Here is a 17,923-nt window from a genome sequence, read left to right on the forward strand (position 1 = left end):
TCGTGTTTATACGATCTTAGATTTCAAACAAGGCAGCCACATGGGCTGCCTCTGAATGTAAATTATGAATGATTGCTTATTTTAGATAGCTGCTCGGGTTAACCGGTGTTTGGTTTTTGCGCACTTCAAAATGCAAATGCGGCCCTGTCGAGTTGCCCGTACTGCCCACCTCGGCAATCTTCTGGCCTTTTTTAACCGTCTCGCCCTTCTCGACCTTGATTCCGCCATTGCGAATATGCCCATAAAGCGTCCACAAGCCGTTACCATGATCGATAATGACGCAGTTGCCGTAGCTGCTCCATGATTGCGCGACCAGAACGACGCCATCCTCCGCTGCATAAATATCAGTGCCTTGCGGAGCGGCAAAATCCATCCCCGTATGCGTATGCCTTTTACCGGTAATGGGATGAACCCTTGTGCCAAAGTTCGAGCTTATCCGATAATTATCCTTTATCGGCATGCCCAGCTTGCCGCCGGAATAAGGATTTGAAATTCTATTTTTCTCAGCGTTCAGCTTTGATACTTTTGCAGCGAGCTCCATGAGCAAAGCTTCCTGCTCTTCGCTTATTCCTTCAAGCTCCTCCAGGGTGCTGTCGATCTGCTGAAGCTTGCTGTTGAGTTGTTTGATATTACTGTTATAGCTGGCGATCATGATTTCTTTTTCTTGCTCCTTCTTTACTAAATGCGCCTCATAAAGCTCCAGTTTCTCATAGATTGCCTTTACTTCAGCAAACTGCTTCTCAACTTCTACTTTCTTAAGCGCAACGAGCTCTTTTTCCGCTCTTTGCTCAGCTAAGATGTCGCGATCCTGGGAAAGAATCGATTGGAGCGCATCAAAACGATCAATAAAATCAGTAAAGCTCGTCGCGCTTAGCAGCACGTCCATATAGGAAACAAATCCGTTTGTATACATAAGGCGCATGCGTGATTGCAAAAGCTCGTCCCGTGTCTGAACTCGTTCTTCGGCCTGCTCCAGCTCAAGCCCGGTTTGCAGCAGTTCCTCTTCCTTTGCATCGCTTTGCGCTTGCGTTTTTGTTTTGTTAATGACGACATTATCAATCTCTGCCATCAGATTCGTAATGGAAGCTTCCGCTTCCGTCTTCTTGCTTTCAATATCGACCTTCTCGTTCTTAGCCGACGCCGCCTGCTGATGCACGCTCGCTGCTTCCCGCTCCGCTTTGGCAGCACGCTGCTCCGCTGCCCTCATTTCCGCTTTCGCGGCTGCAATTTGTTTCTTGATATTACTAAGAGAAGCTGCCTCTCCTCCTGTTGGCTGTAATACAAATACCGTGAGCATCATCGTAGCGATAAATAATAGCCATTTCCTCTTCTTCACGTGCGCATCCACCTACACTTTCAAATACTTTCGTATCGAAATCGTACTGCCCCAAACTCCAATAATTGTTCCAAGACCGATAAGCAGCGCAGCAGTCAACAGGCCCGACTCTTGTAAAGTAACCAGCTTAATCATCATGAGCGATAATTCCATTTGGGTAATCTTTACCAGTTGCGAATAACTGAGCAATACGGCTATCGTTGTAATAACCGAGCTTATGATTCCAATTAAGGCGCCTTCGATGAAAAACGGCCAGCGAATAAATGAATTCGTAGCTCCGACCAGCTTCATGATGCCGATTTCCCGTCTCCTAGCAATGATGGTCATTTTAATCGTGTTTGAGATAAGGAACATGGCTGTTACCGATAAACCAACGACGACGACGATACCTATGTAACGCACGGCATTTGTAATTTTAAATAATGTCTCAACTGTGCCTTGCCCATATTTGACTTTAGCAATAGGTATTAGCTCATCTGCTTTATTGATCGCTTCGATCTGCTTCGCTGCAGCATCGATCGTTTGCGGTTCATAAACCTCCACCGTGAAGGAATCCGGCAGCGGATTTTTTTCATTTTCATAACCATCTAATAGATCTTTATTATCTTCACCCAAGTTTTTACGCAGCAGCTCCAGTCCCTCTGCTTTGGACACAAACGTTACTTTTCTTACTTCGGTAAGATTACCGATTTTATTCTGAAGCTCCGTAATCTTCGCTTTATCGACGTTTAGTTGAAGGAACACGCGAATTTGTACTTGGCTTTCGATTTGCGCAGCCATGTGATTCACGTTCAATGCCAGCAATAAAAAGATGCCGAGAATGAACAACGATATAAAAATGGAGCTCATCGAGGCAAAAGACATCCATCCGTTTCGAATGATGTTTTTGGCGCCTTCTCGCAGGTGCCGGGTTACGGTTCTAAGTTTCATAGCCGTACTCCCCTCTAGCCTCGTCACGTACGATATTGCCGTTCTCGATTGCAATGACGCGTTTGCGCATAGAGTTAACGATATCCTTGTTATGAGTAGCCATTACGATCGTCGTACCGCGAAAATTGATCTCTTCGAGCAGATTCATGATGCCGAGCGATGTTTCTGGATCCAAGTTTCCAGTAGGCTCGTCCGCCACAATTACGGTGGGATTATTTACAATCGCTCTCGCGATCGATACCCGCTGCTGCTCGCCGCCAGATAATTGCGCGGGCAGGCTCGCATGTTTATGCTTCAGACCGACGAGGTCAAGCACCTCCATCGTCCTTTTCTTGATGACACGAGTCGGCGCTTCGATAACCTCCATAGCAAAAGCGACGTTTTCAAACACCGTTAATTTGGGTAATAGTCTAAAATCCTGAAAAATAACGCCTATATTTCGTCGAACAAACGGAATTTTACGCGGCTTCAGCTTACCGATATTAAATCCGTTAACTGAAAGCTGGCCTTTTGTCGGTACTTCCTCACGATAAATCAATTTCATAAATGTCGATTTACCTGCTCCTGATGGTCCTACTAAATAAACAAACTCATTGCGATCTATACGAACAGAGACGCCTCTTAACGCATGCGTTCCGTCGGTGTACGTTTTCCATATGTCTTGCATCTCAATCACATTATCACATCCTGTTTATAGTCAGTAATACTATTTCGACAGTTTGTGCTGAATTCCTTCATAAGAAGCTTGCTTTCCTCATATTTCACAAATCTCATCTAAAAGTCATTTGTCGAATCAGGCACTGACTGCGCTATAGACAAAATTACAAGGTATGCAGCATATACATGTAAGACTGCCTTGTTTTAAACGCGCAGAAAGGAGTGATTCGTATCGTCAAACGTATACACATTGGTATTATCGTCATCGCATCGCTGCTGCTTATTGCAGCTGTCGGTTGGGGCTTTATCTGGAATTTCGCGCTTCAAAAAACCGTTCCTGAGCAGGTGGATGCAGGCGGTATACAAATCGGCGGCCTGCCCGTGCAGGAAGCCTTGGATCTGCTCGATCAATATGAGAAATCGCTGCTTGAGCGTACGATAACGATTCATACGACTGCTGCGGCGAGCGACAGCAAGCAATGGTCCGTCTCCGAGCTCGGTTATACGGCAAAATTCGATGAAGCCCGCAAAGCCTTAAAAAAGCTTGGCGAAGGAGATATATGGGATCGCGCTGTCTACCGGTATCAATTCCAGAAATCGTATGCGCTTTTGCAGAGCTGGAAACCTGAGGCTTTCGATGCCGCTGTCCGCAAGCAGTGGAGCTGGATTGAAAAGAACGAAACCAAAAATGCAACGCGAACCATTACGGATGAGGATAAGGTCATCTATGAGCCTCATGCCGATGCCTACCGCCTGGATACTAGAGAGCTCACTGAAAAGGTCGATGAGTGGGTTGTTCTGGAGAAGGAGCAAATCGGGGCTCCCGTAGAGAAATCATTTACAGCTGCATTGCCCGTTACCACCATTCATCCTGAGCTCACGCTTGATCTATTAAAGGATGAGGGGATCGAGCGAAAAATCCTTGAGTTTTCCACCGATTTCAAGACGAGCGCGGAGGGACGTGCCCATAACGTAACCGTCACTGCGGAAGCCCTTAACGATTGGGAGCTCGCACCCAATGAAATATTCGACTACAACAAGCTGATCGAGAGAGCCGAGGAGCTGTACGACTATCGCGAGGCTCCGGTTATTTTGAACGGAAAGCTAGTTCCAGGCATTGGAGGCGGGATTTGTCAGGTATCGAGCACCCTATACAATGCGGCGCTTCGAGCTGGCTTAGAAATTGTTGAACGCCGCAACCACTCGCTGCCTGTTGCTTATTTGCCTATTGGACAGGATGCTACCTACGCGGGCGGTGCAATTAACTTTCGTTTCAAAAATACGACGGGCAAACATCTCATAATCCGTACGACAGTGGAGAACCGCACGCTCACCGTCAAGCTGTTCGGTACGATGGACGCGGATGTGAGTTACGATATCGATTCCGTTACTCTGAAGACGATAGATCCCATCGTTCAGGAGATTAGCAATCCCAAATTATCACCGGGTCAAAAGGTCACCGTAGAACAAGGCAAACAAGGTTTTGTTGTCGAAACTTACCGTACTCTTCTCCGCGATGGCAAAACAGTATCGCGAGATCGCATATCACGTGATACTTACAAGGCGCAGCCTACCGTTATCGAAGTGGGTCCGCTTAAAGGCAGCAACGGTCCATCGGCAACGCCGACGCCTACACCTAGTACACCTGAACCGCTGCTGGAGGATGGCATTCAATAAGCTATTGCCTAAATTTTAGGTCAAGGGTACACGGCTGACGCCCTCCTTAGCGGTAAAAGCTCGTTTCGCGGTGAAATTTAAGCATCGTATAAGGTTAAAATTTATACTTTCTTATATTTCAAAAAAAAAAGGCAGTTCGGCCCTAAGCCTGCAAAGGCTTTGCCGAACTGCTTTTCTATTACATCGCTGATGAATGCGATTTTGCTTATCTGCTGCGCTCTAAATATTCGGTTACCCATGCCGCCGTTTGCTCTAGAGCAAGCTCCGCGCGCCCAATGGCATCCTGAACCTGCGTTTTTGCCGTACCGCCGTAGACGTTACGCGCATTCACGACCTGCTCTGGCTGAAGCACTGCGTAGATACGATCGTCAAACAGCGACGAGAACCGCTTGAACTCCTCTAGCGTAAGGTCCAGAAGGTACTTGTTTTGCTCGATGCAATACAATACCGTTTTGCCGATCACCTCATGCGCTTGGCGGAAAGGCAAGCCTTTGCCAACGAGGAAGTCGGCAATGTCCGTTGCGTTCGAGAAATCCTGATTGACCGCTTGACGCATGCGTTCCTTGTTCACCTTCATCGTCGCGATCATCGGAGCGAACAACTGAAGCGCGCCTTGCAGCGTCTTCACGGTGTCGAACATACCTTCTTTGTCTTCCTGCATATCCTTGTTATAAGCAAGCGGCAGTGATTTGAGCACCGTCAGCAAGCCAACAAGATCACCGTAAACCCGTCCGGTTTTGCCGCGAACAAGCTCGGGAACGTCCGGATTTTTCTTTTGCGGCATAATGCTGCTTCCTGTGCAGAACGCATCGTCCAGCTCAACAAAATGAAACTCCGTGCTTGACCAAAGAATGAGTTCCTCGCTTAAACGCGATAGATGCATCATGATGATCGAAGCGTCCGCTAGAAACTCAACAATAAAGTCACGGTCGCTGACCGCGTCTAGACTGTTCTCATACACACGGTCGAATTTCAGCTGGCTGGCTACGAAATGGCGGTCGATTGGGAAGGTAGTCCCAGCAAGCGCACCCGCTCCAAGCGGAAGCACGTTGATGCGCTTGTAGCTGTCCTGCAGACGTTCAATATCACGTCCGAACATCGATACATACGCCATCAAATGATGAGCGAATAGAATCGGCTGCGCGCGCTGCAAATGCGTATAACCCGGCACAATCGTGTCGATATTCGCTTTAGCTTGCTCGATAAGCGCAAATTGCAGCTTATAGAGCATATCAACGAACTCAACAACGCGTTTGCGAAGCCACAAATGCATGTCCGTTGCCACTTGGTCATTCCGGCTGCGGCCCGTATGCAGCTTGCCGCCTACGGAGCCTACATCGTCAATCAGCGTTTTCTCGATATTCATATGAATATCTTCATCGCCAATGGAGAATTCAATATCATCGCGTTTAATGCGTTGAAGAACGCGGTGCAAACCGTCCTTGATCTTCTCCACGTCATCGGCTGGAAGTATACCCTGCTTGCCCAGCATCGTTACATGAGCCAGACTGCCTTGAATATCCTCTTCAGCCAGCTCTTTGTCGAACATAATCGAAGCTGTGTATTCCTCTACCAATTGGTCCGTTTTTTTCGTAAAACGACCGCCCCATAATTTACTCACTGGTTCGTTACACTCCCTTGTAAACCTTATTTATTGCTGACAGCAGAGGATACCTTCAAACGCAATGCGTTTAGACGGATGAAGCCTGTCGCGTCGCCTTGATCGTATGCTTTGGACGGATCTGCTTCCATCGTTGCAATGTCAGGATTGTACAAGCTAACCGGGCTTTGCACGCCTGCTCCGATAACGTTTCCTTTGTAAAGCTTCAAGCGAACGACGCCGCTCACGTTCTTTTGCGATTCAGTTACCAATGCTTGCAGAGCAAGACGCTCTGGCGCAAACCAGAAGCCGTTATAAACAAGCTGGCTGTATTTTGCAATCAAGGAGTCGCGAAGATGCATAACCTCGCGGTCCATGGTCAAGGATTCCATTTTGCGATGAGCGGTGAACAAGATCGTTCCGCCCGGTGTTTCATATACGCCGCGGCTCTTCATGCCGACGAAACGGTTTTCTACCATGTCAACACGTCCAATGCCGTGCTTGCCGCCAAGCTCGTTGAGCGTATCCATCACCTCAAGCGGGCTAAGCTCCTTGCCGTTAATTGCCGTACAATTGCCTTCTGCAAAAGTAAGCTCGACATATTCGGCTTTATCCGGCGCGTTCTCTGGCGAGACGCTCAGTACATACATGCTCTCGTTCTCTTCGGAGCTTGGATCAAACCAAGGATCTTCGAGCATGCCGCTCTCAAAGCTAATATGCAGCAGGTTGCGGTCAGTCGAATACGGCTTCGCAGCGGATGCGGTAACCGGAATGTTGTGTTTTTCCGCGTAAGCGATCATTTCAGCACGGCCCGGGAATTCCTCGCGGAATGCTTCAAGTCTCCATGGAGCAATAACGCCGATCTCCGGAGCAAGCGCGGCAGCAGTCAGCTCGAAACGAACTTGGTCGTTGCCTTTGCCTGTTGCGCCATGCGCGATATAAGCCGCGCCTTCCGCACGTGCGATATCAACCATGCGCTTTGCGATAAGCGGGCGGGCAATCGATGTGCCGAGCAGGTATTGGCCTTCATACAATGTTCCTGCTTGAAACATCGGATAGATAAAGTCCTTTGCGAACTCATCGCGAAGATCGTCAATGTATACTTTGGAAGCGCCTGTTGCGAGTGCTTTGGCTTCCAAGCCGTCAAGCTCGTCCTTTTGGCCGATATCAGCCGTGAATGCGATAATTTCAGCGTCGTATGTTTCTTTCAGCCATTTGAGGATAACCGATGTATCCAGGCCGCCTGAATAGGCGAGCACGATTTTTTCTTTTGCCATAGTAGTATTTTACTTCCCTTCGAATGAATTCATATCGTTAAGCGGTTAAGCTAGGACATAATTGCAGCCATGATCGCTTTTTGCGCATGGAGACGGTTTTCCGCCTGGTCAAAAATAATGGAGCTGTCGCCGTCGATTACGCCCTCGCTCACTTCTTCGCCGCGATGAGCCGGCAAGCAGTGCATAAAGAGGTAATCCTTTTTCGCGTACTTCGTTAACGCCTCGTTCACCTGATAAGCGGCAAAAGCAACCTCACGTTCCTTCTGCTCCGCTTCCTGCCCCATACTCGCCCACACGTCCGTGTATACGATATCCGCATCAGCAATTGCTTCCTTCGGATCGCGGCAAATATGAATTTTCGAGCCCGTCTCGGCGGCATGATCCTTCGTTTGCTGAATGATATCCGCATCCGGCCCATAGCCTTCAGGCGTCGCAACCGACATATGAAGACCAAGCTTTGCAGCACCCATCAGCAAGGAATGCGTCATGTTATTGCCATCGCCAATGTAAGCGATTTTCAAGCCTTCCAGACGGCCCTTTTGCTCAAGAATTGTTTGGTAATCCGCTAGGGCTTGGCAAGGATGCGAAAGATCCGTCAAACCGTTGATAACCGGAATCGTCGCCCCGCGGGCAAGCTCAACTACTTTACGGTGCGCGAATGTACGAATCATAATCCCATCAAGGTAGCGGGACAGCGTCTGGGCGGTATCCCAGATTGTCTCGCCGCGTCCAATCTGCAGGTCATTTCCGCTAAGGAAAAGCCCTTGTCCGCCCAGCTGGTACATGCCGACCTCAAACGAAACGCGCGTACGCGTCGAGGATTTTTCAAAAATCATTCCGAGCGTTTTTCCTTTGAGCACATGGTGGGTTTCGCCTGCTTTTTGCTTTTGTTTCAGGTCAATGGCAAGATCGATCAAGTATCGGATTTCCTCCGGCTTGAAATCAACCAGCATTAGAAAGTCGCGCCCCTTTAAGCTTTGCGCCAATTCCTCGTTTACAGTTCCTGTTCCTTGCATGGTATAGCCCTCCCTCAGGTTCAAACAATCTGCATGTCTATCTTATTAAACGACGGGCCGCTTCTCTTCCAGCAGTTCTGCCAAAAGCGAAACTGCCAAATCGATTTCTTCATCCGTAACTAACAAATTAGGCAATAGGCGAATGACATTCGGTCCTGCCGAAATAACGATCAGTCCGCGCTTCTGCGCTTGGTTCAATATTTCCGCAATCGGCTCCACGCATTCGATGCCTACGAGCAGACCAAGACCGCGCACTTCTTTTACGAAAGCATTCCCTGCCAGCTTCTCCCGAAGCTGAGAAATCAAATACTTCCCCTTTTGCGCAGCACGCTCAGAAAGACCTTCTCCCACAATCGTCTCAAGCGTCGCTTTCACAACGGCTGTCGCGATTGGAGTTCCTCCGAACGTCGATCCATGACTGCCTGCGGTGAAGCCTTCACGAAGCTTCTCCTTCGCTGCCATAGCGCCGACCGGGAAGCCGCTTCCTAGACCTTTTGCCATGGTGAAAATATCAGGTTCAATGCCGTAATGCTCATACGCGAACAGCTTGCCCGTACGCCCCATTCCGGTCTGAATCTCATCCACGATAAGCAGAACGCCTTGCTTCTCGCATAAAGCGACAAGCTCCTTCAAATAGACAGGATCAACCGGATAAATACCGCCCTCCGCTTGAACCATTTCCAGCATAATGGCTGCTGTCTGGTCCGAAACAGCCGCTTCAAGCGCAGCCAGATCGTTCAATGGGATGGTTTTGAAACCTTCAGGAAGCGGTGCAAAACCTTCCTTCACCTTGGCTTGGCCCGTTGCCGTAAGCGTTGCAAGGGTCCGGCCATGAAAGGATTGTTCGAAAGTAATGATTTCAAAACGTCCGTTATTCAAAACCTTCTGATTATAACGACGAGCCAGCTTTATCGCGGCTTCGTTCGCCTCGGCGCCCGAATTGCAGAAAAAAACAGCATCCGCGCAACTGTTATCGGTGATAAGCTTGCCTGCATCCGCCTGGTTTGGAATATGAAACAAATTAGATACATGCCACAGCTCATCAAGCTGCTTGATTAAAGCTGCTTTGATTTGTTTAGGAGCATGCCCGAGATTCGTAACGGCAATACCGCTCATGAAATCTAGGTATTTATTTCCTTGGTCATCCCATAGCCAGCTTCCGTCGCCCTTCACCAATGCGATCGGATACCTTGCATAGGTAGGAAATAATGATTGGTCAACAGCCGAAGCTGTATTTGTCTCACTCATCGACCTTACACCTGCCCTTCATTCGTCTGAACAATTCGAGTACCGACGCCGCCCTCGCGGACAGCCTTGGTCAACACACCCTGAACCTCGCCGCTTACAATGACAACCTCACGCACACGACCTTGTATGCACTGTATCGCTGCGCGCACTTTCGGAATCATGCCGCCGTAGATTTCACCGCTAACTATCATCTCTTCGATTTCTGCCACGGAAACAACGGGAAGCACTTGCTTCTCTCCATCAACCGTTTTCAAAATACCCGGAACATCCGTCACGACAATCATACGCTCTACCCCTAGATGAGAAGCGACAGCGCCTGCCGCTGTATCCGCATTGATATTGTAGCGCTGGCCTTGATCGTCAATCCCGATTGGGGCAATGACTGGAATATAACCCATTCCCATGACGCCCTCTATAATCGCAGCGTTCACGTCTGTGACGTCGCCAACGAAACCGATCTCCGCCGCATTCGATACCGGCTGAGCCAGAATGAGCATACCGTCAACGCCTGATAAACCGAGCGCCTTCGCGCCATTGATCTGGATCTTACGTACGATTTCTTTATTGATACGTCCCGCAAGCACCATCTCAACTACATCGAGAACAGCATCATTCGTAATACGCAAGCCATTCACGAATCCGGTCTCGATGCCTAGCTTACCGAGCGTCTCCGATATAGCAGGACCGCCGCCGTGCACGATGACCGGAAGAATACCTGTAAGCTGCAGCTCGCGCAGCTCATCAAAAAAGCTATTCGGAAGCGCTGCAAGCGTGCTGCCTCCGCATTTCATAACAAATCGTTGCTCCGTCACTGAATCATACCCTCCAAGCGTTTACTTTGCTTATGTCCGATATGCCGCATTGATCCGGACATAATCATAGGTTAAATCGCAGCCCCATGCGGTTGCCTGTCCTTCACCATTATGTAGGTCTACACGAATGACGACCGTATCGCCTTTTAAATATTCCAAGGCAATCTCTTCATCAAATCCAACTGGACGAGATTGCTCTAACGTTAAAATATCACCCAGACGGATGTCCACCGTCTCTGGATTAACCGGCTGGCCTGCCCGGCCTACCGCCGCGATAATACGGCCCCAGTTCGCGTCCGCGCCGAATACGGCGGACTTCACGAGCGACGATCCGATAACCGTCTTCGCAATCGCTTGGGCAGAATCGTCGCTGATCGCTCCGTTCACCTGCACCTCGACGAGCTTGGTTGCGCCTTCTCCGTCGCGTGCGATAGCTTTCGCCAGCACCTCGCACACATAACGAATCGCTGCCGCATATGCTGCCCAGCCCTCATGTTCCGGCGTTAGCTCCTTATTGCCTGCAAGTCCGCTCGCCATAGCCACGAGCATATCGTTCGTGCTGGTATCGCCGTCAACCGTTATCATATTGAACGTCAAATCAGTCGATTGGCGCAGCAATTGCTGAAGCGCGTCGCTGCCAATAGCCGCATCCGTCGTGACAAAACCAAGCATCGTTGCCATATTCGGATGAATCATGCCCGAGCCTTTGGCCGCACCTGCCACGTAAACGCGATTGCCGTCCAGCTCAAGCTCTACGCATACCATTTTCTGAACCAGATCGGTCGTCAATATCGCTTGGCAAAAATCATCCGCGCCTGCGCGATCGCCACCCAGCTTAGCCGGAAGACCGTCAATGCCGCTGCGCACTTTGTCCATTTTGAGCAGCTCACCGATTACGCCGGTTGAAGCAACCGCAACATGATCCGCCGACACCCCGATAGATTCCGCGAATCGGGACCGCATCTCGTACGCATCCGCTTCGCCTTGCTTGCCTGTGCAAGCATTGGCATTTCCGCTGTTGACAAGCACAGCGCGCAACACGCCGCCAGAGGCAATGCTCTCACGAGTGACTTGCAGCGGAGCAGCTTGAAACGCATTCGTTGTATACACACCAGCTGCCGAAGCCGGCACCTCGCAAACAATTGCGCCAAGATCATGGCGCGTCGTTTTCTTCAGACCGCAGTGCAGTCCGCCTACCGTAAAGCCTTGAGGCGTTGTTATCGAGCCGTCCGCGACGACCGAGAACAAAGCTGTCGTATTATCCTGTCCCATCGTAAAATCGTTTCTCCTTCACCTGTATGAATATGGATATGAGATCAAAAGATATAATTTCGCTTTAAGGATATACGGGAACGAACTGCAAACCAAGCGTCTCGTCCCAGCCCATCATCAGGTTCAAGTTTTGGATCGCTTGACCCGCAGCGCCTTTAACCAGATTGTCGATTACCGAAACAATGGTTATACGTCCCGTACGCTCATCGACAGCAAAGCCAATATCGCAATAGTTGGAGCCCCATACTTCCTTCGTAGAAGGCCACTGGCCTTCCGGGCGAATACGAACAAACTTACGGCCTTCATAGTAGTTGCGATACAGCTCGATAAAATCATTCGTGCTATGCTCACCTTGAACCGAAGCGTACATCGTAGTCATAATGCCGCGTGTCATCGGCACGAGATGCGTCGTAAAGGTGGTCACAACGGGCTCATTAGCCGCATCGGATAACACCATTTCAATTTCCGGGATATGTTGATGCTTATTTAACTTATAAGCTCTTAAATTCTCATTCAGCTCGGAGTAGTGGGTGCCCAGCGATGCGCCTCGGCCCGCACCAGAAACCCCGGATTTAGCATCAATAATAATAGTAGAAGGATCAATCCAGCCCGCTTTGACCGCAGGGATAAGCCCAAGCAGCGTCGCAGTCGGGTAGCAGCCCGGATTCGAAATAAAGGGAGCATCCAGAACCTGATTCCCGTATATTTCTGCCAGACCGAATACCGCTTGTTTCAAGTATACCTCATCTGCAGCAGGTTTTTTATACCACTGCTCGTATAGGCCAGGTGCTTTCAATCGGAAATCCCCAGACAAATCAATGATTTTCAAACCAGCCTCAAGTAATGAAGGAACCAGCTTGGCTGCCACCCCTGCAGGTGTAGCAAGAAACACGACGTCTGCTTTCGCTTTAATCGCTGCTGGCTCGACATCATCAAGCAGTTCCTCGCGAATGCCCGTTAAATGCGGATAGCCTTCCGTAATTGACGTCCCCGCGCTGGATGAAGAAATGACCGATGTAACCTCTGCGAGCGGATGGGATGCGAGCAATCGAATGAGCTCTACACCGCCGTAGCCGGTTGATCCGATAATCGCTATTTTCACCTTTGTGCTCATGTTAATCTCTCCCCGAAACGAAATGCTGCATTCGTAATATGAACGGTGCTGCAGCTGTATCTATTGCTCTTTCCGCATGCGGAAAGGTTGTCTTCTTCCTCAACTTATAATTGTACAACATTCGGCAGTTGATGGAAATACGCACATTGCTTTGTATTATTATACATTCGAATTAATATTAATACAACGAACAATTATCAACTATTTAGGCAGTTTAACAGTTTTATTTAATTGAAAACAAGAACATTTGTTCTCTTTTAACAATATCATACAACCATTAAAAATGATATACAATTGGCCAATTAGCTCTCCAACTTAAATCCCTGCCCCAGCACTTCAGCCGTATTGCTAATAATAACAAAAGCTCCCGGATCGATCGTTCGCACAATCTGTTTCAGCTTCGGCACTTCATTCTGTCCCACGACAACCATCAGGACCGTGCGCCCAGCTCCCGTGTAGCCCCCATGTCCATCAAGCCGCGTTAGGCCCCGGTCCAAATCATTCAATATTGACGCAGAGACCTCCTCTGAACGTTCGCTAATAATAAAAGCCACTTTAGAGAGCTGCAATCCGCTTTGTACAAAATCAATCGTCTTGCTTGTCACGAACAACCCGATCAATGCGTAAAGCGCAACCTCCGGAGAAATGATAAAGCCGGCTGCCACGATCACACATCCGTCAAAGCAAACGATGGCTAGGCTCAGCGGAAGCCCTGTATAACGATGTAAAATTTGCGCAGCTAAATCCAAACCTCCGGTAGAAGCTCCCCCTCGAAAAACAAGCCCAAGGCCTAGACCGACCCCAATGCCTCCGTAAATTGCTGCAAGAAGGGGATTGTCGGTCGGAGATTTGAAACCGTCCGTCAATAATACGAACAGCGGCAATATGACGGAGCCAAGCGCCGTTTTCGCCGCGAATCGTTTGCCCAGCAACCATATGCCTGCGATAAACAACGGTATATTGATTGCCCACTGCGTAAGCGCAGGCGTTATGCCAGCCACTCTCTGCACTAGAATAGACACCCCCGAAACCCCGCCTGAAGCAATCCCATTTGGCACCATAAACATATTGAAGCTAATCGCCACAATAACCGAACCAATCAGCAGCTGGACAATGCTCCACGCCGACTGGGCTCTGGGACTTAAGCTGCGTCCTCCCTTTCTTCGTTTCATCGTGCTCTCTTTCATGCCTTTTATCTCCTCGCAAGCTGATTTTCGCAAAAAGAAGAGCTCCACACGCATACCGTGTCGGAACTCTTCCCCAAAGCTGTTTATTTAATCATGACGAATCTGATGACGCAAATAACCGTCAATAAAAGCATCGATATCGCCATCCATAACTGCGCCTACATTTCCCGTCTCCACCGAAGTACGGTGATCCTTCACCATGCTGTACGGGTGGAATACATAAGAACGAATTTGGCTGCCCCATGCAATCTCGGACTGCTCGCCGCGAATTTCAGCGAGATGCTTGATTTGCTCTTCTATTTTCCGTTCATACAGCTTAGAACGAAGCATCTTCATCGCTCGCTCCCGGTTCTGAATTTGTGAACGTTCCTGTTGACAGGCTACCACAATCCCTGAAGGAATATGCGTGATCCGGATCGCCGACTCAGTCTTATTGACGTGCTGGCCGCCCGCACCGCTTGCACGGTACGTGTCCACCTTCAGGTCCTCAGTACGAATATCAATCTCGATGCTGTCATCGATTTCGGGAACGACATCACAAGAAGCAAACGACGTATGACGACGGCCCGCGGAATCAAATGGAGAAATACGGACAAGCCTGTGTACGCCCTTCTCGGCCTTTAGATAACCATAAGCGTTAAAGCCTTTTACCAAAATCGTAACGCTTTTAATACCAGCCTCATCGCCGGGCAAGTAATCAAGAAGCTCTACCTTGAAGCCGCTCTTCTCCGCCCAGCGCGTATACATCCTGTAAAGCATGAGTCCCCAGTCCTGCGACTCCGTACCGCCTGCTCCAGGATGCAGCTCAAGAATCGCATTGAGCTTATCGTAAGGCTGATTGAGCAGCAGCTGAAGCTCAAAATCGCTCACTTTGCGCATAAGCTTCTGGGTGCCGTTTACAACGTCTGCTGCAAGTGACTCGTCGCTTTCCTCTTCGGCCAGCTCCAACATCATCTGAAGGTCTTCCTGCTCGCTATTTAGCCCATCGTAATGATCAACGACCGACTTCACCGCATTCATCTCGGAAATAACGCTTTGCGCCTTTTCATTATCATCCCAGAAATCCGGCATCGTCATTTTCTCTTCGAAATTGGCAATGATCTCCTGCTTAAGATCTAAGTCAAAGAGACCCCCTGAGTTCTTGGAGACGCTTGGCCATTTCACGCAGGTCTTGTTTAACCGTTATGTCTATCATAGCTTCCGCTTCACCTCAAAATAATTGTTCATTCTCTATTCTATGCCAGGCACTCGATGGCTGTTCCTTACTTGCCGTGACAAAGCTTATACTTCTTGCCGCTTCCGCAAGGACAAACATCATTGCGGCCTACGCGTTCCTCACGTTTAGCCGGACGTTTCTCGATCGCTTCCCCGCCGCCGCTAGTCGTCGTCGTTTGGCCTTGAGCTACCTCTTGACGTTCAAGGTTGCTTTCCACACGCGCCTTCATGATATATCTAGCGACTTCCTCTTGAATGCTCTCGATCATTTCCTTGAACATCTCGAAGCCTTCGAATTGATATTCGCGAAGCGGATCCGTACCGCCATATGCACGCAAATGGATACCTTGACGAAGCTGGTCCATCGCATCGATGTGATCCATCCATTTGCTGTCTACTGCACGCAGCACGACAACTTTCTCGAATTCACGCATCGTTTCAGGTCCAAGCTCTTCCTCGCGCTCATCGTAAGAAGCAACGACCTCTTCATAAATATAGTCGATAATCTCCTCTTTCTCTTTGCCCCAAATTTCTTCCTTCGACAAAGATCCTTCCTGAAGGAAGGTAGCGTGCGCGTAATCCACAATGGCCTGAAGATCCCAATCCTCTGGAATATCTTCTGCGCAGTGTGCTTCAACAATACGGTCGATAACAGGTTTGATCATATCCATTACTTCCTGGCGGATGTTCTCCGATCCAAGAATGTCACGGCGCTGCTTATAAATAACCTCACGTTGTTGGTTCATTACATCATCGTATTGCAAGACGACCTTCCGGATGTCGAAGTTATTGCCCTCAACACGCTTCTGTGCCGACTCAATTGCTCTCGAAATCATGCGGCTTTCAATCGGCTGATCCTCATCGAGTCCCAGCTTATCCATCATGCCCATAATATTCTCCGAACCGAAGCGGCGCATCAGTTCATCTTCAAGCGACAAGTAAAACTGCGAAGAACCCGGATCGCCTTGACGTCCCGCACGACCGCGCAGCTGATTATCGATACGACGGCTTTCATGACGCTCTGTACCGATAATATGCAAGCCGCCAAGATCAGCAACGGATTCGCCCAGCAAAATATCCGTACCACGACCAGCCATGTTCGTTGCAATCGTAACGGAGCCGGCTTGTCCCGCGCGTGAAATGATTTCCGCTTCCTCCGCATGGAACTTCGCATTGAGCACCTTATGCGTCACGCCTCGGCGTTTCAGCATATCCGACAGCTTCTCAGAGTTCTCAATGGAAATCGTACCTACCAGTACCGGTTGGTTTTTGCTGTGACGCTCGACGATCTCTTCTACGACCGCTTTGAATTTGCCATTCTCGGATTTATAGACAACGTCCGCAATATCTTTACGGATCATAGAACGGTTTGTAGGCACTTGAATAACGTCAAGACCATATATACGCTTGAACTCTTCTTCCTCTGTTTTCGCCGTACCCGTCATACCTGCAAGCTTGCGATACATACGGAAATAGTTCTGGAAGGTAATCGTCGCAAGCGTCATGCTCTCGTTCTGAACCTTCAGCTGCTCTTTCGCTTCAATCGCTTGGTGCAAGCCATCGCTGTAACGGCGTCCAGACATCAGACGGCCCGTGAACTCATCGACAATGACAACCTCTTCTTCTTCCACGACATAATCAACATCGCGCTTCATAATAAAGTTAGCTTTCAGCGCTTGTTGAATGTGGTGGTTCAGCGTTACGTTCGCATGGTCGAATAGGTTCTCGATTTGGAAAGCCTTCTCTGTTTTCTCAACGCCTGATTCCGTCAGCATAACGCTGCGCAGCTTAATATCAATCGTGAAGTCCTCTTCAGGTTTCAAACGGCTAATAAAGCGGTCTGCGGCAAAATAAAGCTCTGTCGATTTCGCAGCTTGTCCCGAAATAATAAGCGGCGTCCGCGCTTCATCGACTAAAATGGAATCCACTTCATCGATAATGGCAAAATAAAGCGGGCGCTGAACCATTTGTTCCTTGTAAAGAACCATGTTGTCGCGCAAATAATCGAATCCAAATTCATTGTTCGTTCCGTAAGTTATGTCACAAGCATAAGCCTCTTGCTTCTCATCATGCGACAAGCCGTGCAGGTTACAGCCGACTGTCATGCCTAGAAAGCCATACAGCTCACCCATAAGCTCGCTATCACGCTGAGCCAGGTAGTTATTGACCGTAATTACGTGAACGCCTTTGCCCAGCAAAGCATTCAAATAAACCGGGAGCGTCGCAACAAGCGTCTTACCTTCACCTGTTCTCATCTCCGCGATCTTGCCTTCGTGCAGAACCATACCGCCGAGCAGCTGCACATCAAAGTGACGCATGCCAAGCGTACGCTTGGAAGCCTCTCTCACCGTTGCAAAAGCTTCCGGCAAAATTTTGTCTAGCGTTTCGCCTTTTTCAATTCTCGCTCTGAATTCCTCAGTCTTCGCGCGCAGCGCTTCATCGGATAAAGACGTAAACTTTGACTCTATCGCATTTATTTCATCTACCGTCCGCTGGAGCCGTTTTACCTCGCGCTCGTTATGGTCACCAAATATCTTCTTCACTAATCCGAGCATGGAATTCCCCTTTCGTAATGACGCCTC

The 17,923-nt window shown here is 49.1% G+C and carries 14 protein-coding genes; 1 reads left to right on the top strand and 13 read right to left on the bottom strand.

Annotated features, from left to right (window positions below; genetic code table 11):
* Positions 1–76: 76 nt before the first annotated feature.
* Genes RCO25_RS05745 through ftsE form a run of 3 tightly spaced genes read right to left on the bottom strand, consistent with a single transcriptional unit; the run spans position 77 to position 2,942 of the window.
* The gene (locus RCO25_RS05745; protein ID WP_308995180.1) at positions 77–1,336 is read right to left on the bottom strand and encodes a murein hydrolase activator EnvC family protein; all 1,260 of its coding nucleotides are present in this window, start codon (positions 1,334–1,336) and stop codon (positions 77–79) included.
* Between the two features lie 12 nt (positions 1,337–1,348).
* Positions 1,349–2,266, bottom strand: coding sequence for a permease-like cell division protein FtsX (gene ftsX / locus RCO25_RS05750; RefSeq protein WP_308995181.1), 918 nt, complete (start codon positions 2,264–2,266; stop codon positions 1,349–1,351).
* Complete coding sequence (ftsE, locus tag RCO25_RS05755; RefSeq protein WP_308995182.1) at positions 2,256–2,942, bottom strand: cell division ATP-binding protein FtsE; 687 nt, start codon at positions 2,940–2,942, stop codon at positions 2,256–2,258. The genes ftsX and ftsE overlap by 11 nt, the downstream gene beginning before the upstream one ends.
* Positions 2,943–3,145: 203 nt before the next feature.
* Between ftsE and RCO25_RS05760 the strand changes: the two genes are divergently transcribed.
* Positions 3,146–4,600 carry a VanW family protein gene (locus RCO25_RS05760; protein ID WP_308995183.1) on the top strand — a complete coding sequence of 485 codons (1,455 nt, stop codon included), beginning with the start codon at positions 3,146–3,148 and terminating at the stop codon, positions 4,598–4,600.
* A gap of 205 nt (positions 4,601–4,805) precedes the next feature.
* Here the strand turns inward: RCO25_RS05760 and argH are convergent, their stop codons facing one another.
* The 10 genes from argH to secA all read right to left on the bottom strand — a co-directional run bounded on the left by argH (position 4,806) and on the right by secA (position 17,896).
* Positions 4,806–6,221: an argininosuccinate lyase gene (argH, locus tag RCO25_RS05765; protein ID WP_308995184.1), complete on the bottom strand. Its 1,416-nt coding sequence runs from the start codon at positions 6,219–6,221 to the stop codon at positions 4,806–4,808.
* 26 nt (positions 6,222–6,247) lie between these two features.
* Positions 6,248–7,477 carry an argininosuccinate synthase gene (locus RCO25_RS05770; protein WP_169084637.1) on the bottom strand — a complete coding sequence of 410 codons (1,230 nt, stop codon included), beginning with the start codon at positions 7,475–7,477 and terminating at the stop codon, positions 6,248–6,250.
* 50 nt (positions 7,478–7,527) lie between these two features.
* Entirely contained in the window at positions 7,528–8,493 is a 966-nt protein-coding gene (gene argF, locus RCO25_RS05775) for an ornithine carbamoyltransferase (RefSeq protein ID WP_308995185.1), read from the bottom strand.
* Between the two features lie 45 nt (positions 8,494–8,538).
* Positions 8,539–9,741 (bottom strand): acetylornithine transaminase, encoded by a 1,203-nt coding sequence (locus RCO25_RS05780; protein WP_308995186.1) that lies wholly within the window; start codon positions 9,739–9,741, stop codon positions 8,539–8,541.
* A 5-nt stretch (positions 9,742–9,746) separates the two neighbouring features.
* Positions 9,747–10,532, bottom strand: coding sequence for an acetylglutamate kinase (gene argB / locus RCO25_RS05785; protein WP_308995362.1), 786 nt, complete (start codon positions 10,530–10,532; stop codon positions 9,747–9,749).
* Between the two features lie 51 nt (positions 10,533–10,583).
* Entirely contained in the window at positions 10,584–11,825 is a 1,242-nt protein-coding gene (gene argJ / locus RCO25_RS05790; RefSeq protein ID WP_308995187.1) for a bifunctional ornithine acetyltransferase/N-acetylglutamate synthase, read from the bottom strand.
* A 64-nt stretch (positions 11,826–11,889) separates the two neighbouring features.
* Entirely contained in the window at positions 11,890–12,939 is a 1,050-nt protein-coding gene (argC, locus tag RCO25_RS05795) for an N-acetyl-gamma-glutamyl-phosphate reductase (RefSeq protein ID WP_308995188.1), read from the bottom strand.
* Positions 12,940–13,241: 302 nt separating this feature from the next.
* The gene (locus tag RCO25_RS05800) at positions 13,242–14,126 is read right to left on the bottom strand and encodes a YitT family protein (protein WP_374992067.1); all 885 of its coding nucleotides are present in this window, start codon (positions 14,124–14,126) and stop codon (positions 13,242–13,244) included.
* Between the two features lie 87 nt (positions 14,127–14,213).
* A protein-coding gene (gene prfB, locus RCO25_RS05805) for a peptide chain release factor 2 (protein ID WP_308995189.1) occupies positions 14,214–15,321 on the bottom strand; the annotation gives its coding sequence in 2 pieces (ribosomal slippage) (positions 14,214–15,248 and positions 15,250–15,321; 1,107 coding nt in all).
* Positions 15,322–15,388: 67 nt separating this feature from the next.
* Entirely contained in the window at positions 15,389–17,896 is a 2,508-nt protein-coding gene (gene secA, locus RCO25_RS05810) for a preprotein translocase subunit SecA (protein ID WP_308995190.1), read from the bottom strand.
* Positions 17,897–17,923: the final 27 nt, after the last annotated feature.

This window comes from Paenibacillus sp. LHD-38 (genome assembly GCF_031157315.1).
Lineage (GTDB): Bacteria > Bacillota > Bacilli > Paenibacillales > Paenibacillaceae > Pristimantibacillus.